At 69.2% G+C, this 25,259-nt stretch carries 13 protein-coding genes; 6 read left to right on the top strand and 7 right to left on the bottom strand.

Going from position 1 to position 25,259, the window contains the following annotated elements; genetic code table 11:
- Positions 1-62 precede the first annotated feature (62 nt).
- The gene (locus AC07SQ_RS23860; protein WP_495271548.1) at positions 63-962 is read right to left on the bottom strand and encodes a LysR family transcriptional regulator; all 900 of its coding nucleotides are present in this window, start codon (positions 960-962) and stop codon (positions 63-65) included.
- 100 nt (positions 963-1,062) lie between these two features.
- Here AC07SQ_RS23860 and AC07SQ_RS23865 point away from each other — a divergent pair, with 100 nt between their 5' ends.
- Positions 1,063-2,034, top strand: coding sequence for a Bug family tripartite tricarboxylate transporter substrate binding protein (locus tag AC07SQ_RS23865; protein WP_495271547.1), 972 nt, complete (start codon positions 1,063-1,065; stop codon positions 2,032-2,034).
- Positions 2,035-2,038: 4 nt separating this feature from the next.
- Positions 2,039-3,268: a CaiB/BaiF CoA transferase family protein gene (locus AC07SQ_RS23870; RefSeq protein ID WP_495271546.1), complete on the top strand. Its 1,230-nt coding sequence runs from the start codon at positions 2,039-2,041 to the stop codon at positions 3,266-3,268.
- Positions 3,269-3,475: 207 nt separating this feature from the next.
- On the opposite strand, the gene AC07SQ_RS23875 is transcribed toward AC07SQ_RS23870, so the two are convergent.
- The 3 genes from AC07SQ_RS23875 to AC07SQ_RS23885 are packed head-to-tail and all read right to left on the bottom strand — an operon-like array spanning position 3,476 to position 7,896.
- Complete coding sequence (locus tag AC07SQ_RS23875) at positions 3,476-5,842, bottom strand: CHASE2 domain-containing protein (RefSeq protein WP_495271545.1); 2,367 nt, start codon at positions 5,840-5,842, stop codon at positions 3,476-3,478.
- A 15-nt stretch (positions 5,843-5,857) separates the two neighbouring features.
- Complete coding sequence (locus AC07SQ_RS23880) at positions 5,858-7,150, bottom strand: FecR family protein (protein WP_495271544.1); 1,293 nt, start codon at positions 7,148-7,150, stop codon at positions 5,858-5,860.
- Entirely contained in the window at positions 7,150-7,896 is a 747-nt protein-coding gene (locus AC07SQ_RS23885; protein WP_062474555.1) for a response regulator transcription factor, read from the bottom strand. Before AC07SQ_RS23885 ends, AC07SQ_RS23880 begins: the two co-directional genes overlap by 1 nt.
- Before the next feature lie 313 nt (positions 7,897-8,209).
- On the opposite strand from AC07SQ_RS23885, the gene AC07SQ_RS23890 reads away from it, so the two are divergent.
- Genes AC07SQ_RS23890 through AC07SQ_RS23900 form a run of 3 tightly spaced genes read left to right on the top strand, consistent with a single transcriptional unit; the run spans position 8,210 to position 19,715 of the window.
- Positions 8,210-18,388: an ESPR-type extended signal peptide-containing protein gene (locus AC07SQ_RS23890; RefSeq protein ID WP_495271543.1), complete on the top strand. Its 10,179-nt coding sequence runs from the start codon at positions 8,210-8,212 to the stop codon at positions 18,386-18,388.
- Positions 18,389-18,414: 26 nt separating this feature from the next.
- Complete coding sequence (locus AC07SQ_RS23895) at positions 18,415-19,275, top strand: OmpA family protein (RefSeq protein WP_495271542.1); 861 nt, start codon at positions 18,415-18,417, stop codon at positions 19,273-19,275.
- Between the two features lie 2 nt (positions 19,276-19,277).
- Positions 19,278-19,715: a hypothetical protein gene (locus AC07SQ_RS23900; protein WP_095744971.1), complete on the top strand. Its 438-nt coding sequence runs from the start codon at positions 19,278-19,280 to the stop codon at positions 19,713-19,715.
- Positions 19,716-19,754: 39 nt separating this feature from the next.
- On the opposite strand, the gene AC07SQ_RS23905 is transcribed toward AC07SQ_RS23900, so the two are convergent.
- The 3 genes from AC07SQ_RS23905 to AC07SQ_RS23915 form a co-directional block, all read right to left on the bottom strand.
- On the bottom strand, positions 19,755-20,549 hold the full coding sequence (locus AC07SQ_RS23905; RefSeq protein ID WP_235944108.1) for a winged helix-turn-helix domain-containing protein: 795 nt from the start codon (positions 20,547-20,549) through the stop codon (positions 19,755-19,757).
- A gap of 3 nt (positions 20,550-20,552) precedes the next feature.
- The gene (locus tag AC07SQ_RS23910) at positions 20,553-20,789 is read right to left on the bottom strand and encodes a hypothetical protein (protein WP_159272152.1); all 237 of its coding nucleotides are present in this window, start codon (positions 20,787-20,789) and stop codon (positions 20,553-20,555) included.
- 732 nt (positions 20,790-21,521) lie between these two features.
- The gene (locus AC07SQ_RS23915) at positions 21,522-22,343 is read right to left on the bottom strand and encodes a ferritin-like domain-containing protein (protein WP_070060322.1); all 822 of its coding nucleotides are present in this window, start codon (positions 22,341-22,343) and stop codon (positions 21,522-21,524) included.
- A gap of 261 nt (positions 22,344-22,604) precedes the next feature.
- Here AC07SQ_RS23915 and alaS point away from each other — a divergent pair, with 261 nt between their 5' ends.
- Positions 22,605-25,229: an alanine--tRNA ligase gene (alaS, locus tag AC07SQ_RS23920; RefSeq protein ID WP_495271541.1), complete on the top strand. Its 2,625-nt coding sequence runs from the start codon at positions 22,605-22,607 to the stop codon at positions 25,227-25,229.
- Positions 25,230-25,259 lie beyond the last annotated feature (30 nt).

Below are 25,259 nucleotides of genomic sequence, written 5' to 3' on the forward strand. Positions count from 1 at the left end.
AGGGGTTGAAGGGATCGTGGAGCCTAACGCACGCGGCGCGCCATGCCTTGCGCCTCCAGTCGTCAGCGCTCCTTGCGCAAGATGGCTTCCAGCGCCTCCATCGCCTGCGATGCCGAGGGGCTGAGGTAGCCGCCGGCACGCCGCACGATGCCCACGCGGCGGGTCGATCGCCATCCGCCGACGGGGCTGACCGGCACGAACTGCGCCGCGACCGGCGGCTCTTTCAGCACCGAACGCGGCACCGGCATCAAGGCGCCCAGCGAGCGCACCAACGCCAGCTCGCGCTGGGACGAACGCGAGGTGCCCACCGGCTCGGGCGGGTCGAGCCGGTGCGCGCGGAAGTTCGCTTCGAACTCGGTGTGCGTCGACGTGCCGGGCGCCATGACGATCCACCGCGCCTGCGCGAGCTGGTCCCAGCCCACCTCGCGTCTGGTGCGTGCCAGCGGATGGCCGATCGGCGCCATGGGCAGCAACGGGTCGTCCCGCAGGCCTTCCCATGCCAGCGCGGCCGTCGGCTTCTTGTGCAGGCCGGTCAGGGCGAACTCCAGCTCGCCCATGGCGACGGCCCGCGTGAGCGAGTCGGAGTTGCCACCCGACAGGTCCACGCGGATCCCGCGCTCGATGAGCGCGGCCACCACCGGCAGCACCCAGCGGTCGGGAATGCCGTCGCCGACACCGCAGCGCAGCACGCCGGTGCGCGCCTGCCGCAGGTCGCGCAGTTCCGCATGCAGGTCGGCGGCGTCCAGGTCGATGCGCTGCGCCCGCTTCAGGAAGGCCTGGCCCAGCTCGGTCGGGCGCATGCCCCGGGCCAGCCGTTCGAACAGCTTGACCTTGGTGGCGCGCTCGAGCCGCGTCACGGCCTTGCTCAGGGTGCCCGGTGAAATGCCGAGACAGGCCGAGGCATGGCTCAGCCCGCCTTCGCGCGCGATCACCACGGCCAGATGGAGGTCGTTCAAGTTCATGGTTTTCCAAAGTGGAAAAGGTCGCCACGGAATGTAGGTTGCTGCGCGCCGGGCGGCAACCTATCGTTCAGCCCGGACACCACCAGGAGACACACCCATCATGCTTCGCAGTTCTTTCTTCCTGGGCGCCCTGTGCGCCTTCTGGGCCCTGGGGACTGCCTCGGCCTGCGCACAAGCGGCCTATCCTTCGCGCCCCATCACGCTGGTGGTTCCGTTCGCCGCGGGCAGCGGCACCGACATCGGCGCGCGCGTGCTGGCCAAGGACCTGACGGACATCCTGAAGACGCCCGTCATCGTCGACAACAGGCAGGGCGCCAACGGTGCGCTGGGAACGGCGGCGGCCGCGCGCGCGAAGCCCGACGGGTACACATTGCTGATCGGCTCGGCCACGACCAACGCCGTCAATTTCTCGTTCTTCCCGGCCAGGCTCGGCTATGAACCCGGGTCGTTCGAGATGGTGGCGGGCCTGGGCGCCAGCCCGATCTCGCTGTACGTCGCGGCCAACGCCAAGTGGCGCAACCTGGCCGACCTGATGGCCTACGGCAAGGCCCATCCGAACGCGCTCAGGTGCGGCAGCGGCAACGCGGTGACGCAGGTGGCCTGCGAGACCTTTCGCAAGTCGGCGGGCATCGACGCCGTCACGGTTCCCTACAAGTCGAACCCGCAATCGCTGGCGGACCTGGCCGGCGGGCACATCGACTTCGCGTTTTCCGACGCGTCGGTGGCCAAGGTCTTCATCGACGGGAACAAGCTGAAGCCGCTGGCCGTGGCCGCCGCGCGGCGCTATCCGGCCACGCCGGACGTCGGCACGTTCCGCGAACAAGGCATTGCCGATTTCGAGATCACCGGATGGACCGCCGTGTTCGTGCCCGCGGGCACGCCCGCGCCCATCGTCGAGACGCTGCATGCGGCCATCCGCAAGTCGTCGGCATCGCCCGAGTCGGTGCAACTGCGCGCCAGCAGCGGAACGCAGCCGCTGGCGTTCAATCTGGAAGAGAGCCGCCGCTTCGCCAGGGAAGAAATCGCCCGCTGGGCGCGCTATGTGAAGAACAGTGGCGTCAAGCCGGAGTGACGCGATGACATCGACCCCCACACCCCTGGCCGGCTTGCGCGTCATCGACTGGACCCATGTGCTGGCCGGCCCCTTCGCCGGCTACCAGCTCGGCCTGCTCGGCGCCGAGGTGATCCGCATCGAGCGCGCCGACGGCGACGACATGATCCGCGCCAAGGGCCTGGACGCCGAACTGACCGCCCTCGGACTGGGCGAGACCTTCGTGACGCAGGGCGCGGGCAAGCGCTCGCTGGCCATCGATGCGCGCGACCCGCGGGCCAAAGAGGCGCTGAGCGAACTGATCGGCAGCGCGGACGTGCTGCTGGAGAACTTCCGCCCCGGCAAGCTGGCGGCGCTCGGCTTCGATCCGCAGCAACTGATCGCGCGCCATCCGCAGCTGGTCGTCTGCTCGATCACCGGCTTCGGCCCCGCATCGGACCGGCGCGCCTACGACCACGTGATCCAGGCCGCGAGCGGGCTCATGGCGGCCAACGCCGACCGCGACGGCAAGCCGCAGCGGGTGGGTTTCCCGCTCGTCGACTACGCCGTGGGCCAGCAGGCGGCGCTGGCGGTGATGAGCGCGCTCTACCGGCGCGACCGGCCGAACGGCGAGACGCGCACGCGCGGCGAATGGCTTCAGGTGTCGATGATGGGCGCGGCGCTCACGCTGATGGCGCCCACCTACGCGGGGCCGCTGGTCAGCGGCATGGAGATGCCGCGCAGCGCATCGACCGCGTTTTCAGGCAGCCCGCTGTCGGGCACTTTCGAGGTGGCCGACGGCCAGCTGGCCATCGTCTGCAATGCGGCCGACCAGGCAAGGGGGTTGCTGAACGCGCTGCGCGAAACCGGCACGGACGCCTCGCTGCTCTCGTCGCTGCACGAAGCCGCCGAGCTGCGCGACGTGCCGCGCGCGCAGGCGCTGCTGGGCCAGGCGCTGGGTGGAAGGACCACGGCCGAATGGGATGCGCTGCTGACCCGCCACGGCGTGCCCGCCACGCCGGTGGTGCGCCCCGCACAGGCGGCGGCACAGATGGCGCGCGACTGGCCGCACGTGGAGCTGTCGTTGCCGAACGGCGCGCGACGGGTGCCGGTGCCAGGCATCGGCTTCACGTCCAGCGAGCCGCTGACGCCTTCGCTGCGCGCGCCGGTGCGTCGCGGCGCGGACACACGCCGCCTCCTGGCCGAAGCCGGGCTGGAGGCGCCGACCATCGCGGCCATGCTCGCCGACGGCGCGGCGAGCGAGCCCTCGGACTGAGCGCCGCGGTGGTCCCGCCGGGGCTGCGGCGCGTCCCGATTCGGCGCCGGAAGTGTGGCGAAAACGCCGAGAAAAATATTTCTCCAGGTTTTTCAGCGTCGCTGCCTGTTTCGCAGGCACCGTGTTGCAGGCCCCGCCAGGCAAGGGTTTCGCGCGCTGCGCACACGGTTTTCCACAACATTGTCCCCATCGGGATTGGAAAACCCGTCACTTCGATGTGCTAAGGCGCGAACCGGGCAGGGGCAGCCGCAGCCAGACGGTGGTGCCGGCACCGGGCGTGCTGTCCGCGCCCAGGGTGCCGTTGTGTTTCTGGACCACCGCGCGCACGACGGAAAAGCCCAGGCCCATGCGCCGTGTGCCCGTGCCCTTGGTCTCGCCGGGGGCGGCTTCCGGCACGGTGGGCGCGCGCCGGCCGCGCGGTGCATGGAGCAGGGCGTCGAGCTGTCCGGGCGTCATGCCCGAGCCCTGGTCGCTGACGGAGATCCGGACGCTGGCCGCGTCCGCGCCGTTGGCGCCGGGTTCGATGGTCATGCCCAATTCCACGCGGCGGCCGGACGGGCTGTGGCGGATGGCGTTGTTCAGCAGGTTGACGATGGCGCGGGTCAGTAAGGCCCCGTCGGCGCGCAGGATCGTGTCGCCGGCGGCGTCGTCGATGCGGGCTTCGACGCGCACGCCATGGGACTGCGCGTAGTGCCACACCTGGTCCCTGGCATCGAGCAGCACGGCGCCGACGTGCGTGTCCGCAAAGCGGTAGTCGTCCGATTCGGCCAGCGCGAAATCCATGAAGCCCTCGGCCATCGCCAGGGTGCGCTCGGCTTCGCGGCCGATGGCCGAACGCATGTCGGCATCGGCCGTGGAGTGCATCGACAGGATGCTGAGGATCGTGACCTGCGGGCTGCGCAGGTCGTGCGACAGGAACTGGCGCCACTCGTCGCGCTGGCGCTGCGCTTCACGCTCGGCCGTGAGCTCGGGCAGCATCACGACCCAGCCCCGGTCTTCGGGCGCGTCGCCGCTGAAGGCCGCGGCCTCCAGGCGGAACACGCGCGCGTCGGGGGTGGCGTACTCGCCGTGCAACCGGTCGGTCCAGTGGGCGGCGTCCGTGCGGGGCGGCACACCGCTGGCGGGCGGCACGGCCAGCGGCGCGATCAGCTCGGGCAGGCGCACGCCGCGCAGCGCGGGCGGTGCCATGCCATCGTTCTCGTGCGATGGCATGACACCGGCGCCCAGGAGCCGGAAGGCCGCGGCGTTGCCCGACCCGATGCGCCCCTCTTCGTCGCAGATCAGCATGGCCACGGGCATCGCCTGCATGGCCTTGTCCATGAGCTGCTGCATGCGCCGCAGGCGTGCAATGGCGCGGTCGAGCGCCTGCTTGGGATGCTCCGCCGGATCGGCGGGCGCCGGCGAGCGGGCCGGCATGACTTCGAAGGTGCCGCCGGGCAGGGCGTCGAGCACCTGCGCGCGCTTGCGCAGGTAGACGAACTGCGATTCGAGTCGGCGCCAGCTCCACAGCAGGTAGAGGATGGCCAGGCCGAGCATCGGCGCCACAGGCGGCAGCCAGTGGTGCCACGCCAGCATGGCGATGCCGCTGATCAGCAGGCACGCGCTCGCGAGGCCGGCGGCGATCGGCAGCGCGTGCCGGCCCCGCCGGACCAGCAGCCACAGCGCGAGCCACAGCGGCACCACGGTCCAGGCTGCGTGCCACAGCGGCGGCGATACGCTCACGTTGCGGCCGTGCATCAGGTTGTCGATGGCATTGGCATGCACTTCCACGCCGGGCAGCACGCCGCGGATGCCGGCGTTGGGCGTGAGCGTCTGGTCGCCGAGGCCGGGCGCGGTGGCGCCCACGAGCAGCAGCTTGTCGCGCAGCAGCTCGGCGGGCACTTCGCCGCGCAGCACGCTCACGTAGGGCACGGTGCGGTAGCTGCCGCGCGGGCCGGCGAACAGCAGGCGCAGGGGGTTCTGGCGCAGCCAGTCGACCGGCGTCGCTTCGGGGTCGACCACGGCCGGCGGGACGCGCTGCGCCATCAGCGCGCCCACGTAGGGCTGCAGTTGGTTCGGATAGCCCTCGAGCAGGTACAGCGTGCGCGCCACGCCGTCGGTGTCGGGCGCGAGGCCGGCATGCCCGACGCCGCGGGCCTGGGCGGCAAAGTCCGGCAGCGGCGGCAGGAAGCCCGGCCATTCGTGGCTCGTGAAAGCCAGGGGGCTCGCGTGCAGTAGCGGCAGGTACACGGGCAGCAGGCCCATGGCCCGCGCCAGGTGCGCGTCTTCGCGCGGGTCGGCGCTCGGCTCGGTCAGGAAGAGGTCGAGCAGCACCGCGCGCGGTGCCGCCGGCGCGAGCCGTTCGAGCAGGCGCGCGTGGGTCGCGCGGCTCCAGGGCCAGCGCCCGAGTTCGCGCAGGCTGTGTTCGTCGATGGCGATGATCAGGATGTCGGCCGACGCCCGGTGCGAGGCCAGGATCAGCAGGCGGTCGTGGATGTACGCATCCATCTGCAGCAGGCCCGGGCGGTGCGCCAGGCCGAGCATGGCCAGCGGCAGCAGCAGCGCCATCAGCAGGCGTTCGACGACGAGGCGCATGCGCGTGGCCCCGCTTCAGCGCGCCGGGATGTCGAAGCTTCCGCCGAAACCGGTTGCTGCGGACGCAGCACCGTCGGGGGTGGCCTGGCGCGCGCGCCAGTGGTAGCGCCCGCCGAGCGCGAAGGGGCCGACCGTCATGCCGGTGGCATAGACCGCGGGCTCGTTGACCAGCAACACGGCGAAGTCAGGGCTGCGCGAGAGTTCGAAGGTGTAGCGCTGGCCCGCGATGCCCGGCCAGCGGACCTCCACGCGCCCGTCGGGCAGTGCGGTCGACGTGCTCTGGCCGCCCGCGCCGCCTTCGACCGTGGGCAGGTAGACCGTGCCGTCGCCCGGCAGCCCTTCGAGCCGGGCGGCATCGAAGGCCGTGAGGCGCAGCTGGTACAGGCCCGATGGCAGTTCCGCCGGCACCGTGAAGGAAGGTCCCGGGCCGCGTTGTTCATACACCGGCAGCAGGAAGCGCTCGTCGCGCGCCAGTTGCAGGCGGTAGGTTTGCGCGCCCGCAACGGGCGTGAAGCGGAACGTGCGGTCGTTGCGCGCTGTCGTCTCGGGCACCAGCTGGGGCGCCGGCAGCAGGCCCTGCGCTTGCGACGGGCCGCTCTCCAGCAGCACCGCGCCGCGGCCTTCGCGCAGCACGAGCGGCGGTTCGGCCTGCGCGGTGCGCTGCACCACCACTTCGCCCGAAATCACTTCGCCGGTCAGCACGCCGTCTTCGTCGCGCACGCGAAAGTGCGTGCCGCGCACGCCCAGGCCCATCGACCGCGCGCGGATCTCGAACTGCTGGTTCGGCTGCTGCTTGTGCACCTGCGATTCGACGCGACCTTCGATGAGCCGCAGCCGCACGGTATTGGCATCGATGGCCAGCACCTCCAGCGCGCTGCGCGAGGGCAGCACGACGCGGCTGCCGCCCGCCACCCCGAGGGTCACGAAGGCATCGGTGCCGGTGATGAGCGTGTCGCCGGCCTGGATCGGCAGGCCGGGCGTGAGGACCTGTTCAGGCACACCCGCGCGCTTGCGCGAGGCCCGGCCTTCGACCGCGGTGACCACCGCCGCGCCCTCGGGCACGAGCCGGCCGTCGGCAAAGTAGAGCACCGTGCCCGGTTGGAGCAGGCGCGGCTCGCCCACCTGGTTGCGCTGCTGCACTTCGGGCCAGCGCAGCGGCGTGTCCAGCTGCTGGCCCGAGATGCCCCACAAGGTTTCGCCGGGCTTCACCACGTGCGGCGACTGCGCGCCCGCCGCTGTGGCGACGAGCAGTGCGGCGCAGGCCAGGAGGCGGTGCAGGCGGAACGATGGTTGGTGCGTCGTCGCCATCAGGAATCCGCCTGCGGTGCGTGTTGCGTGGCCTCGAGCCGGTAGCCGCGGCCGTACACCGTGCGCAGGCTCAGTCCGCTTTCGGCTTCGAGGCCGAGCTTGCTGCGCAGCCGGTAGATGTGGCTGTCCAGCGTGCGCGAAGGCAGCTCTTCGTTGCTGTAGCCGGCGCTTTCGAGCAGATGCGCGCGCGATACCGTGTCGCCCATGTGCTGGAACAGCGTCAGCGCGAGCTTGAATTCGCGGTCGGTGAGGGCATGCCGTTGCGGCGCGGCGTCATCGCCCGGGGCCGGGTGGATCAGGACGCTTTGCGACACCCGTTCGAACTCCCAGCGGCCGAAGCGCTCGCCGTCGGACGGCGCGAGCGGCACGCGCCGGGCCATCAGGCGCTGCACGCGCGCACGCAACTCCAGCGGTCGGAAAGGTTTGACGATGTAGTCGTCGGCGCCGAGGTTCAGCGCCTGCACCACGTCGTGCTCGGAAGCGCGTGAACTCAGCATGAGCACCGGCACCTTGTCGGTCTGCCACTTGCGCAGCCACTGCAGCAGTTCGACGCCGGCGAGGCCGGGCACGTTCCAGTCGAGCACCAGCAGATCGAAGCTTTCGCGCCGCAGTGCCTGTTGCAAGGTCGACCCGTTCGAAAACGTGATGCAGGTCACATTCGTCTCGCCAATTGTTAACAGCTGTTCGAGTGTCCGCACGAGATGCGAGAGCTGGTTCGGGTCGTCTTCAAGGATGGCGATGCGCATGGACTCCAGGGGTGGCGGCGGCAATTTTGACAGTGAATCCACACCCGAAATCTGACGAATTCCGTAGCGTGAACGTTAGCAACATTGTTGGCGATGGTTATGAAGTAGTAAAGAAATTCACAAATGCAGCCTAAAGCTGGCTGCAAATCTGACCAAACCTCACGCCGGCCCTTCGACCCTCGAAGGCCGTCGACATCATCCGCCCCCTGTAGCGCCACCCGGCGCTCCGATCACTCCACATCTCCGGTCATCTCCGCTCGCCATGTCGCGATCCTGCGGGGTACAGCCGGCTTGCATCCGAGGAACAGGGGAAATGAACAAGTCTTATCGATCCATCTGGAATGAGGCGCTGGGCGCTTGGGTTGCCGCGTCGGAAATCGCCTCGGCCCGAGGCAAGAAGAGCCGCAGCGCGCAACGCCAGCTGGCCGCGCTGGGCCTGGGCATGCTCCTGTTGGGCGGGCCGGCGCTTGCGCAGGTCGGGGTCGGCACGCCGTCCCCGGACCCCAGTTCCTGGCTGACCATCGGACCGGAGCCGGGCGCGGGTGTGCCGAACAAGGGCGTGCTGATGCCGCGTGCCGCCTTGACCGACGCCACGACCTGGGGCCTCGCCGCGCCCACGCCGGTGGAAGGCATGGTCGTCTTCAACACCACGGCAGGCACCTCGGCCAACGGCCTCGGCGTCGGGCTGATGACCTGGAAGAACGGTCGTTGGGTGAATGTCGACGAGACGCCGTACCTGCATGTGAATTCGACGGCTGTCGGCAATTCGACCCAGGCCAACTCGGGCGCCATCGGCGCCAACAGCGTGGCGATCGGGCCGGATGCCAAGGCGCTCGCGAACGACACCGTGGCCATGGGCAACGGCGCCGAGGCGCACAAGCTCGGCGACATCGCCATCGGCCGCGCCGCCATTGCAAGCGGCGGCGACCGCCTGACCGGACCGACCGAGAACTGGAGTTCCGTGGCGGTCGGCACCTATGCCTCCGCCACCGAAGGCAACTCCGTCGCCTTGGGCGGCTCGGCCAAGGCCGAGGGACGCGGCACCGCGCTGGGTTCGCGCGCCGAAGCCGGCTACGACACCGTCGCGATCGGCACGTTCGCGGGCACGGGCCGCCCCGCCAAGGCCGACCCCAACGATTTCAGCAACTCGCTCAACACCTTTGTCGGCAGCGGCTCGGGTGCGAGCGGCAATGGCGCCCGCAATTCCTACGTTGGCAACCAGGCGGGCCTTGTGGTGCAGGGCGACGAGAACGCCGGCATGGGCTACGGCGCGGGCGGGCTGTCGAGCGGCAACCGCAACGTCGCGGTGGGCCAGCGCGCCGGCCAGTTCGTGACGGGCGACCAGAACATCAACCAGGGCACGATGGCGGGCTTTCAGGCCAAGGGCAGCAACAACATCGCGCTCGGCACCCTGGCGAGCGCCAACCTGGCGCTGGCCGCGCAGGACCCGAACGCCCCGATCTCCCAGGCCGCTGTGCAGGCGGCGAGCCTGGCGGCGCAGACCGAATACATGGGCTTTCTGGCCACGCGCGGCGTGACCGAGGCCGGCCTGGCCGACGGCACCTACACCCTGGACGCCAGCGGCAACGTCATCGAGGCCAGCAGCGGCAACGTGCTGGTCACCGCCGCCGAGCTGCAGACCTCGGTCACCCAGGCATTCCAGCGCAACGGCGTGGCCGGCATCGACGCCAGCCGCACGACGGCCATCGGCCACCTGTCGCGCGCCACCGGCGACGACGCCGTGGCGCTGGGCTCGTCGGCGGTCGCCGGCGACAAGGCCGCCGTGGCCATCGGCACGGCGAGCAAGGCGTTCGGTGTGTCCAGCGTGGCGGTGGGCGACAGCGCCTTTGCGAAGGGCGAAGCCTCCATCGCCATGGGCAAGGGTGCCCAGGCCAACGGCACGCAGTCGATCAGCATCGGCACCGGCAACATCGTCAACGGCAACAACAGCGGCGCCATCGGCGACCCGAGCACGATCGACGGCGCCAACAGCTACAGCGTGGGCAACAACAACACGCTGGGCGCTGCGGCGAACAACACCTTCGTGCTGGGCAACAACGTCAATGTCAACGTGGCCAATGCCACGGCACTGGGCGATTCGACCAGCGTGACGGTGGCTGATGGCGTGGCGCTGGGCAGCAAATCGGTGGCGAGCACGGACAAGGGCGTGGCGGGCTTCGACCCGGCCACGGGCCTGGCCTCGACGGACACCTCGGCCACGTGGAAGAGCACGCTGGGTGCGGTGAGCGTGGGCGGCAATGGCCAGACGCGGCAGATCACGAACGTGGCGGCGGGCACGCAAGCCACCGATGCGGTGAACGTCGCGCAGCTGAAGGCGGGACAGACGCACTACTACAGCGTGAACGACAACGGCGTGCAGGGCGGCAATTACGCCAACGACGGCGCCACCGGCATCAACGCACTGGCGGCGGGCGTGGGCGCCCAAGCCAACGGCGAGCGCAGCGTGTCCATTGGCTACCAGGCCGGCGTGGGTGCCAGCGCCGGCCTGGCCGGCCAGAACAACGTGGGCATCGGCACCGAAGCGGGTGGCGGTGTCGTGGGGTCCAGCAACACCGCCGTGGGGTCCGCTGCGGGCAAGGACGTGGCGGGCAGCTCGAACGCGGCGTTCGGCATCGCGGCGGGCCAGGGCGTCCAGGGCGACTACAACCTGGCGATGGGTGTCTACAGCGGCATCGGGACCAAGGGCACCTACAACACCGCGATCGGCGGCAGCGCGGGCCAGGCCGTGAACGGCAACGACAACATCGCCATGGGCGACCTGTCGGGCTCCTCCGTCGTCGGTGACACGAACGTCGGCATCGGCGCGGCGGCGGGCGCCGGTACCAAGGGCAACAGCAACGTCGCCATCGGCACCCTGGCGGGCGTGGTCGATCCCGCGACGTTGAGTGGCATCGCCGCCGACAACACGGTGAGCATCGGCAACAGTGCCGTGGCCAGCAAGAACGACGGCGTTGCCATCGGCCGCCAGGCGCAGGCCAGTGCGGCCAACGGTGTCGCGCTGGGCGCGGATTCGAAGGCGACGCAGGACGCAGCCGCGCTGGCGCTCAAGAACGCCTATGTGCCGGCAGGCGCGACGGCCGTGGCCGGCGCCGTGCCGGTGGGCGAGGTGTCGGTGGGCAGCGCGGGCAAGGAGCGGCGCATCACCAACGTGGCCGCCGGATCGGACGACACCGACGCAGTGAACGTGAGCCAGCTCAAGGCGGCGCAGACGCACTACTACAGCGTGAACGACAACGGGACGCCAGGCGCGAACTACAAGAACGACGGCGCACTCGGACAGAACTCGCTGGCCGCTGGCGTGAACGCCAGCACCGCGACCGGCGCGCGGCGCGCGGTGGCCGTGGGAACCGACGCCAGTGCGCAGGCTGAAGAGAGCGTGGCGGTCGGTCCCTCGGCGACGGCACTGCAGAACAGCGCCACCGCGATCGGCAGCAGCGCGCGCGCTGACGGTTCCACGGCCGTGGCGATCAATGGCCAGGCGACCGGCACTCAATCCACCGCCATCAACGGCATTGCCAACGGCACGGCGGCGGTGGCGATTGGTGGGGCCTCCAGCGGCACGGCCAGGGCCGAAGGCTTCAGCGCCATCGCCATCGGTGGGCAGGCCCAGGGCGACAACACCGTGGCCCTGGGTTGGGCGGCACGCGTGGACAACGCCGAGAACGCCATGGCACTCGGCGCGAACTCGCGTGCCAACGTGGCCGACGGCGTGGCGCTGGGTAGCGGATCGGTGGCCGACAGGGCCGCCGGCGAGCCGGGCTTCGACCCGCGCACCGGCACGTTCAGCACGGCCTCCACCCCGACCTGGAAGAGCACCCTGGGCGCGGTCAGCGTGGGCAACGGCACCGACACCCGGCAGATCACCGGCGTGGCAGCGGGCACCGCCGAGACCGATGCGGTGAACGTGGCGCAGCTCACCTCCGCGCAGACGCACTACTACAGCGTGAACGACAACGGCACGCAGGGCGGCAACTACGACAACAAGGGCGCGACCGGCATCAATGCGATCGCGGCAGGCGTGGATGCCGTGGCCGCGGGCGTGGGCACCGTGGCGGTCGGCAACTTGGCCGGCTCGGGCAGCACGGCGGCTGGCAACTCGCACAACACCTTCGTCGGGTACGCCGCGGGCCGGCAGGTTGCGGGAGCGGACAACACGGCCGTCGGCAACAGCGCCGGCGTGTCGGTGACGGGCGGGAACAACACCGCGCTCGGGTTGAGCGCGGGCGCCCGCGTCACCGGGGACTCCAACATCGGCATCGGCGTGAATGGCGGGGCGGTCACGACCGGTTTCTCCAACGTGGGCATCGGAAGTTCCGCGGGGCAGGGCACCACCGGCGCCTTCAACGTGGCGCTGGGTGGTCTTTCCGGCGGCGGGGTCCAGGGCAGCGCCAACGTCGCGATCGGCTTGAACGCGGGCGAGAGCATCAGCGCCAGCAACACCGTCGCCATCGGCAACCGTGCCAAGGCGACGGGCGACAGCGGCGTCAGCATCGGCACCGATGCCAGTGCCACCTACGCGAACGCGGTGGCACTGGGTGCCAACAGCACCACGGCCTCGGACCTGGCGACGTTGAACGCGAACGCGGCTTACAAGCCGACGGGCGCGGCCGTCGCCGGCTCGACCGCCGTGGGTGAGGTTTCCGTGGGCGGCGTGAGCGCCGAGCGGCGCATCACCAACGTCGCGGCCGGCGCGGTCGATACCGACGCCGTGAACGTGAGCCAGCTCAAGGCGGCGCAGACGCACTACTTCAGCGTCTTCGACAACGCCGTGCCGCAAGGGAACTACAACAACAACGGAGCCCAGGCCATCAACGCGATCGCCGTCGGTCCGAATGCGTTCGTCGATTCCAACTCGTCCGTCGCCATCGGCGACGGCGCAAGCGTGACGGGCACTTCGGCCAACGACTCGGTTGCCATCGGCACCAAGGCCGCGGTGCTCGGCGGCTTTGCGAAAAGCGTGGCCATCGGCGCGGGCAGCAAGACCTCCAACAGCAGCGCCGTGGCGCTGGGTGTGGACGCGAATGCGACGGCGGCGAACTCGACCGCGATCGGTCTTGGCGCATTCACCGGGGGACAGAACGCCACGGCCATCGGGGTCACCGCGCGCGCCGAGGGCATCAGCTCCTTCGCGATGGGCGAAGCGGCGGTTGCCGGGAACGACTACACGGTCGCTGCTGGCTTCCAGGCCAATGCAAACGGGCTGCGAAGCGTCGCCATGGGCTACCAGGCAAACGCCACGACCGACGACACCGTGTCGATGGGCCGCCTGGCCGGCGCAGGGCAATCGGGCGTGGCCGGCGGCAACCTGAACCTCGGCACCAAGGCGGGCCAGTCGGCCACCGGCGACGGGCTGACGGCCATCGGTTCGCAGGCCGGCGCGAGCAGCAACGGCAACGACAACACCTTCATCGGAAAGCTGTCGGGTGTGAATGTCGTGGGCGACGGCAACTTCGGCCTCGGCGCTTTCGCGCTGGCCGGTAGCAACGGCAGCAACAACGTCGCCATCGGCAACCGGGCGCAGAACGGCGTGCCCGGAACCGTCGACAACGTTGCGGTGCTGGGCAGCAACGCGCAGTCGACCGTCAGCAATGGCGTGGCGCTGGGCGCCAACTCCGTAGCCTCCACGCCCGCCGGCGTCGTCGGCTACGACCCGAGCACCGGGGTGGCCGCACAGAGCGGCACCGCGATCGCCAACACCACCAGCACGCTGGCGGCGGTGAGCGTGGGCGGCAACGGCCAGTTCCGCCAGATCACCAATGTGGCAGCAGGCGCCGCGGACAGCGACGCGGTGAACGTGAGCCAACTCAAGGCGGTCCGCGAGGTTGCGAATGCGGGCTGGAATGTGGCGGCCAACGGGGAGGCTACGGGCGGCAACGTTGCGCCGGGCAGCAAGGTCGATTTCAGCAACTCGGACAGCAACGTCACGATCACGCGCACGGGCACGGACCTGGACTTCAAGCTGGCGAATGACGTGAAGGTCAACAACAGCGTGACGGTGGGGCAGAGCGTGCTCAACACCACGGGCCTGACCGTGAACGATGGGGCGGCCAATGTCACGACGACGTCGGCGACGGGCACGAACGTGACCAATGGCACGACCACCACGGCGGTGGCTGCCGGTGGCGTGACCAGTGGGACCGTCAATCTGAGCGGGGTGAGCAACGACATCCAGGGTCTGAGCAACAAGACGCTGACCGATCCGAGCTTCGCGACGGTGGGCCGTGCGGCGACCGAAGAGCAGCTCAAGATCGTCAACGACACGGCCAGCGCGGGCTGGAATGTCGCAGCCAACGGCGAAGCCACGGGCGGCAATGTCGCGCCGGGCGGCAAGGTCGACTTCAGCAATTCGGACAGCAACATCGCGATCACGCGAAGTGGTACGAACCTGGACTTCAAGCTGGCCGACGATGTGAAGGTCAACAGCAGCGTGACGGTGGGCCAGAGCGTGCTCAACACCACGGGTCTGACGGTCAACAACGGCACGACGACCACGGCGGTTGCCGCCGGCGGCGTGACCAGCGGAACGGTCAAGCTCAGCGGCGTCAGCAACGACATCCAGGGCCTGAGCAACAAGACGCTGACTGATCCGAGCTTCGCAACGGTGGGCCGTGGGGCCACGGAAGAGCAGCTCAAGATCGTCAATGACACGGCCAGCGCGGGTTGGAACGTGGCTGCCAACGGCGAGGCTACGGGCGGCAATGTCGCCCCGGGCGGCAAGGTGGACTTCAGCAATTCGGACAGCAACATCGCGATCACGCGCACGGGCACGAATCTCGACTTCAAGCTGGCCGATGACGTCAAGGTCAACAACAGCGTGACCGTAGGCCAAAGCGTGCTCAACACCACGGGCCTGACGGTCAACAACGGCACCACGACCACTGCGGTGGCCGCAGGCGGCGTGACCAGCGGCAGCGTGAACCTCAGCGGTGTCACCAACGACATCAAGGGCCTGAGCAATACGACATTGACCGATCCGAGCTTCGCGACGGTGGGGCGTGCAGCTACCGAAGAGCAGCTGAAGAAGGTCAACGACACCGCCAGCGCAGGCTGGAATGTCGCGGCCAACGGCGAAGCCACCGGCGGCAACGTTGCGCCGGGCGCCAAGGTCGACTTCAGCAACTCGGACAGCAACATCGCGATCACCCGCACGGGCACGAACCTCGACTTCAAGCTGGCTGACGATGTGAAGGTCAACAACAGCGTGACCGTGGGCCAGAGCGTTCTCAACACCACGGGTCTGACGGTCAACAACGGCACGACCACCACTGCGGTCGCGGCAGGCGGCGTGACCAGCGGGACGGTCAACCTGAGTGGCGTGACCAACGATATCCAGGGTCTGAGCAACAAGACGCTGACCGACCCGAGCTTCGCGACGGTGGGCCGTGGGGCCACTGAGGAACAGCTCAAGATCGTCAACGACACCGCCAGCGCAGGCTGGAATGTCGCAGCCAACGGCGAAGCCACGGGCGGCAACGTCGCACCGGGTGGCAAGGTCGACTTCAGCAACTCGGACAGCAACATCGCCATCGCGCGCACCGGCACGAACCTCGACTTCAAGCTCGCTGACGACGTGAAGGTCAACAACAGCGTGACCGTGGGCCAGAGCGTGCTCAATACGACGGGCCTGACGGTGAACGACGGCACGACCACCACGGCCGTCGCGGCGGGTGGCGTCACCAGCGGCACCGTCAAGCTCAGCGGCGTCAGCAATGACATCCAGGGCCTGAGCAACAAGACGCTGACCGACCCGAGCTTCGCGACTGTGGGCCGTGCTGCGACGGAAGAGCAACTGAAGCAGGTCAACGACACCGCCAGCGCAGGCTGGAATGTCGCGGCCAACGGTGAAGCCACCGGCGGCAACGTCGCGCCGGGCGGCAAGGTCGACTTCAGCAACTCGGACAGCAACATCGCGATCACGCGCACCGGAACGAACCTCGACTTCAAGCTGGCCGACGACGTGAAGGTCAACAACAGCGTGACCGTGGGACAGAGCGTGCTCAACACCACTGGCCTGACGGTCAACAATGGCACGACCACCACCGCAGTCGCCGCCGGCGGCGTCACCAGCGGCACCGTCAAGCTCAGCGGTGTCAGCAACGACATCCAGGGCCTGAGCAACAAGACGCTGACCGACCCGAGCTTCGCAACCGTGGGCCGTGCAGCCACCGAAGAGCAGCTCAAGCTGGTCGATGCCACGGCCAGCAAGGGCTGGAACCTGAGCGCGAACGGCGAGGCGACGCCGCAGAACATCGCGCCCGGCGGCACGGCCAACTTCGCCAACGGCGACAACATGGTCGTCACGCGCAACGGCAACACGCTGACCGTGGCCACGGCCAAGGACGTGAAGTTCGACAGCGTGACCACCGGCGACACGGTGATGAACAACGCCGGCGTGACCGTCGGCCCGAACGTCACGCTCGGCGCCACCGGCCTGACCATCGTCGGCGGTCCGAGCGTGACCACGGCGGGGGTCGACGCGGGCGGCAAGGTGATCACCAACGTGGCACCCGGCGTGGCCGGCACCGACGCGGTGAACGTCAGCCAGCTCAAGGACACGGTCGCCGAGAGCAAGACCAAGTACTACAGCGTGAACTCGACCGGCGGCGGCAACGAGAACAACGACGGTGCCACGGGCGCCGACGCGATCGCCGCGGGCAAGGACGCGCAAGCGACGGCCGTCAACGCGGTGGCAATGGGCACGGCGGCGCAGGCCGCGGGCGTCAGCGCCACGTCGATCGGCAATGCCGCCTGGGCGATGGGCGACCGCAGCACGGCGGTGGGCTACTTCTCGACCGCCGACGGCATCGACAGCGCGGCCTTTGGCGCCTGGGCGCGGGCTGCTGGCAACGGCAGCGTGGCCGCGGGCATGGCCTCGAACGCCTCGGGCGTGGCAAGCGTCGCAATGGGCGCGCTGAGCGCCGCGGCCGGCGACGTCAGCGTGGCCGTGGGCGCAGGCAGCACGGCCACCGCGGCCGGTGGTGCGGCCCTGGGCGCAGGCGCGGTGGCCGACCGCGCGGCCGGCGTGAAGGGCTATGTGCCGCCGGAGGCGACCGCGGCACAAGCGGACGCCATCGCCGCCACCACCAGCACCATGGGTGCGGTGGGCGTGGGCGACGCCGCCAACGGCGTGTTCCGCCAGATCACCGGCGTGGCGGCCGGCTCCGCACCGAGCGACGCCGTCAACGTGGCGCAGCTGCAGGCGGTGGCCAGCCAGGCTGCGGCGGCGGGCAGCAAGTGGATCACCGGGTCGCCGACGACCTACGTGGCGCCCACGTCCACGGGCACCGACAGCACGGCGGTGGGCTCGGGCGCGGCCGTCAAGGCCGACCAGGGCGTGGCCATCGGCACCGGCGCCGTGGTCACCACGAAGAACAGCGTCGCGCTGGGCAACGACGCGACCACGGCGGAGGCCAAGCCCACCGAAGAGGTCACGCTCCAGGGCACGACCTACCAGTTCGCCGGCACCAAGCCGGTGGGCGTGGTCAGCGTCGGTTCGAAGGATGCCGAGCGGCAGATCACCAACGTCGCGGCCGGCGAGATCAGCGCCACCAGCACCGACGCGGTGAACGGCAGCCAGCTCAACGCGACCAACCAGGCGATCAACAACATGACCACGGGTGGTGGCGGTATCAAGTACTTCCACGCGAACTCGAAGGCGGCCGACTCGGACGCCAAGGGCGCGGAGAGTGTGGCGATCGGACCGAAGGCCGTTGCGACCGGCAACAACTCCATCGCCACCGGCAACAACGCGCAGGCCAAGGCGGCCGGCAGCATCGCGCTGGGTGCCAACAGCACGGCCAGCACGGCCAACAGCGTGGCGCTGGGCGACGGCGCGGTGGCCAACCGCGCGGGCATGAACGGGCAGCGCGAGATGTTCTCGAACACCGTGGTGCAGTCGGCGCAGGGCGCGGTGTCGGTCGGTTCGGCCGGCAACGAACGCCAGATCACCAACGTGGCCGGTGGCACGCAGGCCACCGACGCGGTGAACGTGCGCCAGCTGCAGGCCGTGCAGCAAAGCGCGGTGCGCTACGACACGAACGTGGACGGCAGCGTCAACTACAACAGCGTGACCATGGGCAACGGGGCCTCCACCGGCCCGGTCACGGTGCAGAACGTGGCGCCGGGCGTGGCGCCCACCGACGCGGTCAACGTGCAGCAGCTGAACCAGGCCGGTGCCGCCGGCATGGCCTACACCGACGCGCGCACCAACGCGCTGGGCAACGAGCTGCGCAACACCGCCAAGAACGCGTATGCCGGCGTGGCCGCCGCCATGGCCGTGCAGATGCCGGGCACCTCGGTGCCGGGCAAGACGGTGATGCGCGTGGGTTACGGCACGTTCAAGGGCGAGAGCGCGGTGGGCATCAGCTTCCGCCGCACGGCCGAGAACAATGGCTGGAGCGTGACCGGCGGCGTGGGCATGAGCCGCGCCGGGGCCGCGGCCACGGTCGGTGCCGAGTGGGTCTTCAATTGAAGCGGGAGAGAAAAAGAATGAAGCAGATGAACCGAACCCTGTCCGCCGTCGCACTGGCGGCCTTGCTCGCGGCCCTGCAGGGCTGCGCCTCGCCCGGCGCCGCCATCGACAAGGACGCGCAGGCGCGCGCCGCGGCCGAGAAGCCCGCGGCGCCCAAGCCCGAGGAGTTTCCGGCGCTGGACAGCGCCAAGTGGAAGCAGGGCGCCTTCCCGGGTACCGAGAAGTTCCAGCGCGTGCGCCCCGGCATGGGCAAAGACCAGCTGCGCGAGCTGCTGGGCTGGCCGCATTTCAGCGAAGGGCTGTGGGGCGTGCGCGAGTGGAACTACATCTTCCACTTCTACACGGGCAAGGGCAGCGAGCACGTCACCTGCCAGTACATGGTGCGTTTCAACGGCAGCGAGCTGATGACCGGCGGTTGGTGGAAGAACCCCGACTGCGCCTTGCTCGCGCAGCCGCCGGCGGCCACGCCGATCCCGGCCAGCACCAAGCTGGCGCCGCCGCAGAAGGTCACGCTCAATGCAGACGGCCTGTTCCGCTTCGACGGCGCCTCGCTCACCGACCTGCAGCCCGCGGGCCGCACGCGGCTGGAGCACCTGGCCGTCGAGCTGCGCAACAACTTCCGCTCGCTGCACTACATCGTGGTGACGGGCCACACCGACCGGCTGGGCGGCGACGCCTACAACGAGGCGCTGTCGCTGGAGCGCGCCAACACCGTGCGCGACCTGCTGGTGCAGCAGGGGCTGGACCGCAAGCTGATCCGCACCGCGGGCATGGGCAAGCGCCAGCCGGTGGTGTCCGACTGCGAAGGCAGCCGCAGCACGCCGGCGCTGCTGCAGTGCCTGCAGCCCAACCGGCGCGTCGAGCTCGACATCGCAGGGGAGCAGTGACGATGAACGCGCCTGCTCCCTCGGGCTACCGGATCGCGCTGGTCGATTCCGACGCCTTGCAGCGCGCCTGCACCGGCAACTCGCTGACGGCGCTGGGGGCCGACTTCATTCCCTTCGTGCGCATCGCCGACCTGATCCAGGCGCTGGAGGTGGGCCAGCGCTTCGACGGGGTGATCGTGGGGCTGCACGCCGACGCGCAGAAGACGGTGGCGCGCGTGCCCGCGATGCACCAGGCGGCCGACTGGATGCTGCCGCTGCTGTACCTCACGCACCGCTCGGAGCTGGAGAGCGTGGAGTCGGTGCCCGTCGCGGTGCGCGCGCAGCGTTCCTTCGAGCTGTTGCTGACGCCCGTGTCGAACGAGGACCTGGGCGCCTGGCTGGCGTCGCTGGACGGCCGGCTGAAGCCAGCGCGGCTGATTCGCGTGGGGGCGGACGCCTGACGCGCGTCCGGGGCCCGGCCCGCTGCGGGGCCGGGCCTGTCAGCAATTCACGGCAAGGGCGGCATGGCGTGGCCGGCCTCTTCGCGTGAACTCCCTCTCCTTGACGGGTTCGCGCCCGGGCAACACCGACACGAGCCGGTAGCCCTGCTTGTAGACCGCGCGCAGCTCGTAGCCGTTCGCGGCGCACAGGTCCAGGCGCTTGCGGATGTTGGCCGCGCACACGTCGAGCACGCGCGTGCCTTCATACGGCGTGGTCTTGTCCCAGATCGATTGCCACAGCCACTCGCGCGTGATCACCTGCCCGGCGTTGCGGAACAGCGTGACGGCAAAGGCGTACTGGCGCGGCTGCAGGCGGATGCGCCGCTCGTGCAGCAGCACCGTGTGGGCCATGTCGAGAAAGCGGTAGGGGCCCCAGCTCGCCGCGCCGAGGCTGGCGGTCTGCGCGGCCTGCCGGGCGCGCAGCAGCAGGGTGCGCATGCGCCAGGCCAGTTCGTTGATGGCGTCGTCGATGCCGGCGCCGTGCAGCTCGATGAAATCGTCCCAGCCCGGCGCGTCGCGCCAGGGCATGAGCTGCTCCCAGCGCCTGTCGCGCACGATGAGCAGCGTCGGAATGTTCAGCGCCCGGCAGGCGGCGAAGAGGCTGCGCGAAGCCAGCTCGTTCTCGACCACCAGCAGCAGCAGGTCGATCGGCTGGCCGCTGTCCAGCAATGCAAAGAAGTCGCCCGCACTCGAGAACCGCAGGGTGTCGTAGCCCAGGCGGGGCAGGCTGTGCAGCAGCTGGGGTCCGGTGGTGCCTTGCGGGTCGAGCAGGGCCACGCGCGTGGTCACCGGCATGGCTCAGGACGCCTTCTTGCCGTCCCGGACCGCCAGCACCACGATGCCCACGGCGCACGCCGCGAACAGCACGCCCGTCGGCACGGCGCCCAGGGTGCCCATCAGCCAGCCGTACAGGTCGGTCAGCATGGCGATGAGCCGGTTGCCGCTGGTCTGGCGGCTCAGGTCGTTGGCGATGAATGCGTTGAACGACAGCACTGAGAAAACCAGCGCCACAAAGCCAGCCACGATCCACTTCACGATGTTTTGCTCCCTTGGGTCCCCGGCGCGGCGCAGGCTGGCCGCCCGGGTCGTTCGATGCTAGCGGGGGCTTCGGGGTGGGAGTCTGATGAATTCTTTCAGCGCCGTTCGGGGCGGCGGCGGGCGGGGCTCGGCGGGGAAAACGGGCGGGAAAAATATTTTTCCGGGTTTTTTACCTTCGCTGCCTCTTTCGCAGGCACCGCGTTGCAGGCCCCGCCAGGCAACGGTTTTGCGCGCTGCACACACGGTTTTCCACAACATTGTCCCCACCGGATTGGGAAAACCCGTCATGGCGATGTGGTAGGGCGACGGCCGGCCCGGTGGCGGGCAAAAAAATACCCGCCGGAGCGGGTATCTCGAGGGGCCCCCGAAGGGGCGCGCTCTAAGGCAAACAGAGAGCTCTTCTTTTGCGGCCCTGTTGCGTGACAGCAAGTGCATCCTCGGCGAGGACGCGCGCCCAGCATGTCAGCTGAAAAATGTCGTAACCGTAGGACAAGTTAAAAAGTGTGAAGAATTTGGCACTTTTTCGAGCTTCCGGGGATACCCGCGGTTCGCACGATCGTGCAGAACTGTCGGTGTTGTCCGACAAGCCGGGGGCGGCCCGGGCCCTAAATTTTGCGGACTCGCTTCAAGTGCGGGTTCTCTGTGCGTGACAGCAATCCAGAGATTCAGCCCAGCATCGTGCTGGGTTTTTTTTGCGCGTTTTCTGGCGTTTTCTGGGGTTTTGGCCCGTCAGCGCAGGAAGACATGCTCCATGAACTGCCGGATCGGGTACTGGATCACCGTCTGCACCCGGGCCGGCAGCTCCAGCGGGCGCATCAGCATCTTCAGCGTGGCGGCGGGGCTCAGGTGGGTGCGAATGGTGCGGTTCATGTGCGCGCTCAGCTGCTGCACGTAGGCCGCGTCGCCGGCGCGGTGCGGGGCGCGGGCCTGCAGCACGTGGCGGACGGCGCAGTCGGCGTCCTCGCTTTTCAGCTCCAGCGTGCGCCGGCCGATGGTGCCCATCACGCGGAAACGGTTCAGCCGCTCCTGCGCGCGGTAGCGGCGAAAGAACCGGTAGAAGTGCTTGTAGTGGTTGACCTCGTCGGTCGCGATGCGGGTGGCCAGGTCGCGCAGCACCGGCTCGGTGGTGCTGCGGGCCATGGCCCGGTAGTAGGTGGCGGTGCCGGTCTCGACCACGCAGCGGGCGGTCATTTCCAGGGCGCGGGTCGGGGCCAGCAGCTCGACCTTGCAGTAGGTGGCGTATTCGTCGAGAAAGCCGCGGTAGGCGGTTTCCCAGGGAAATTCGGGCCAGACGTGGTCCACGTAGGCGCGCAGGGCCCGGCCGTGCTGCAGCTCTTCCTGCTCCCAGTGGTTCGACAGCCACTCGGTGACCTCGTCGTCACCCCGGAAGAAATCGACCAGATTCTGCGTGTACAGGTCGGAGCCGCTCTCGATGAAGGAGGCCGACGCCACCAGGTAGAAGAGGTTCTCGTCCGTGCGCACCTGCTCGCGTGCGATGCGGGAGAAATCGAGGTCTTCGATCTTCCAGTGTTCCGACGCCTGACCCGCCATGCGTGCTCCTTGATTCATGTTGCCGATGAAAACAGGGAAGAAACAGGCTGCAGCCGGGGAGGGCGCGCACCGCTTCAGCCGTCCATATTAGCCCCGGCTCCCGGATCGCGCGTGCGCAAGGCCCGCGGCGGGCCCGGGCACCATGCGCAAACCTATAATCGATTGTTCAAGCAAATCAAGCAGTTAGGCCGGTTCAACGCAGTGGTTTCGACGCAGGGTCGCCATCGCCAGGCCGCCCCCGACAGCAGACGAAATCCAAAGATGAGCCAGCCCACATTCACGGTCGCGGACATCCGCAAGACCTTTCTCGATTTCTTCGCCTCCAAGGGCCACACGGTGGTCCCTTCGAGTTCGCTGGTGCCGGGCAACGACCCGACGCTCATGTTCACGAACTCGGGCATGGTCCAGTTCAAGGACGTGTTCCTCGGCGAAGACAAGCGCCCCTACGTGCGCGCCGCCTCGGTGCAGGCCTGCCTGCGTGCCGGCGGCAAGCACAACGACCTCGAGAACGTGGGCTACACCGCGCGCCACCACACCTTCTTCGAGATGCTGGGCAACTGGAGCTTCGGCGACTACTTCAAGCGCGACTCGCTGAAGTGGGCCTTCGAGTTGCTGACCCAGGTCTACAAGCTGCCGGCCGACAAACTCTGGGCCACCGTCTACATCGAGGACGACGAGGCCTACGACATCTGGACCAAGGAAATCGGCCTGCCGCCCGAGCGCGTCGTGCGCATCGGCGACAACAAGGGCGGGCGCTACATGTCCGACAACTTCTGGATGATGGCCGACACGGGCCCCTGCGGTCCGTGCTCCGAGATCTTCTACGACCACGGCCCCGAGATCCCCGGCGGCCCGCCCGGCTCGCCCGATGAAGACGGCGATCGCTACATCGAGATCTGGAACAACGTGTTCATGCAGTTCGACATGCAGCCCGACGGCTCGGTCAAGAAGCTGCCCGCACCCTGCGTCGACACCGGCATGGGCCTGGAGCGCCTGGCGGCGATCCTGCAGCACGTGCACAGCAACTACGAAATCGACATCTTCGACGCGCTCATCAAGGCCGCCGGCCGCGAGACCGGCACGCAGGATCTGTCGAACAACTCGCTGCGCGTGATCGCCGACCACATCCGCGCCACCTCCTTCCTGGTGGCCGACGGCGTGATTCCGTCGAACGAAGGCCGCGGCTACGTGCAGCGGCGCATCGTGCGCCGCGCCATCCGCCACGGCTACAAGCTGGGCCAGAAGAAGCCCTTCTTCCACAAGCTGGTGCCCGACCTCGTGAAGCTCATGGGCGACGCGTACCCCAAGCTGGTGGCCGACGAGAAGCGCATCATCGACACGCTGAAGGCCGAGGAAGAACGCTTCTTCGAAACGCTGGCCAACGGCATGGAAATCCTCGACGCGGCGCTGGCCGGCGATGCCAAGGTGCTGCCGGGCGACGTCGCCTTCAAGCTGCACGACACCTACGGCTTCCCGCTCGACCTGTCGGCCGACGTGTGCCGCGAGCGCGGCCTGAGCGTCGACGAAGCGGGCTTTCACGCCGCGATGGAAAAGCAGAAGGCCGCGGGCCGTGCCGCCGGCAAGTTCAAGATGGACCGCAACGTCGAGTACGCCGGCGCGGGCAACACCTTCACCGGCTACGACCACCTCGAAGAAAACGCCAAGGTCGTCGCGCTGTACCTCGACGGCGTGGCCGTCGACGCGCTGAAGGAAGGCCAGAGCGGCATCGTGGTGCTCGACACCACGCCGTTCTATTCGGAAAGCGGCGGCCAGGTCGGCGACCAGGGCGTGCTCGTGGCCGAAGGCGTGCAGTTCGGCGTCGACGACACGCAGAAGATCAAGGCCGACGTGTTCGGCCACCACGGCACGCAAACGCAAGGCACGCTGAAGGTCGGCGACGCGGTCAAGGCCGCGGTCGACACCGCGCGCCGCGCCGCCACCATGCGCAACCACTCGGTCACCCACCTGATGCACAAGGCCCTGCGCGAAGTGCTCGGCGACCACGTGCAGCAGAAGGGCTCGCTGGTCGACGCCGACAAGACGCGCTTCGACTTCGCGCACAACGCCCCCGTCACGCGCGAGCAGATTCTCGAGATCGAAAAGCGCGTCAACGCCGAGATCCTGGACAACGCGCCCACGCAGGCCCGCGTGATGGACCTTGAGTCGGCCCAGAAGACCGGCGCCATGATGCTGTTCGGCGAGAAGTACGGCGAGACCGTGCGCGTGCTCGACATCGGCACCAGCCGCGAACTGTGCGGCGGCACCCACGTGGGCCGCACGGGCGACATCGGCCTGTTCAAGATCGTCAGCGAAGGCGGCGTGGCCGCCGGCGTGCGCCGCATCGAAGCCGTCACGGGCGCCAACGCGCTGTCGTACCTGCAGGACCTCGAATCGACCGTGCACAGCGTGGCCGCCACGCTCAAGTCGCCGGCCGCCGAGCTGCAGGGCCGCCTCTCGCAGGTGCTCGAGCAGGTCAAGACGCTCGAACGCGAAGTGGGCGCGCTCAAGGGCAAGCTCGCGTCGTCCAAGGGTGACGAGCTCATCGCGCAGGCGGTGGACGTCAACGGCATCAAGGTGCTCGCGGCCAAGCTCGACGGCGCCGACGCCAAGACGCTGCGCGACACCATGGACAAGCTCAAGGACAAGCTGAAGACCGCCGCCATCGTGCTGGCCGCCGTCGACGGCGACAAGGTGCAGATCGCCGCCGGCGTCACGGCCGACAGCATCGCCAAGGTCAAGGCCGGCGAGCTGGTCAACTTCGTGGCCCAGCAGGTCGGTGGCAAGGGCGGCGGCAAGCCCGACATGGCCATGGCCGGCGGCACCGACGCCGCGGGCCTGCCGGCCGCGCTGCAATCGGTGCAGGCCTGGGTCGCCCAACGGACCTGAGGTCCTTTCCGCTCACTACCCACACAGCAC

The organism is Variovorax sp. GW821-FHT06D12 (assembly GCF_059419205.1).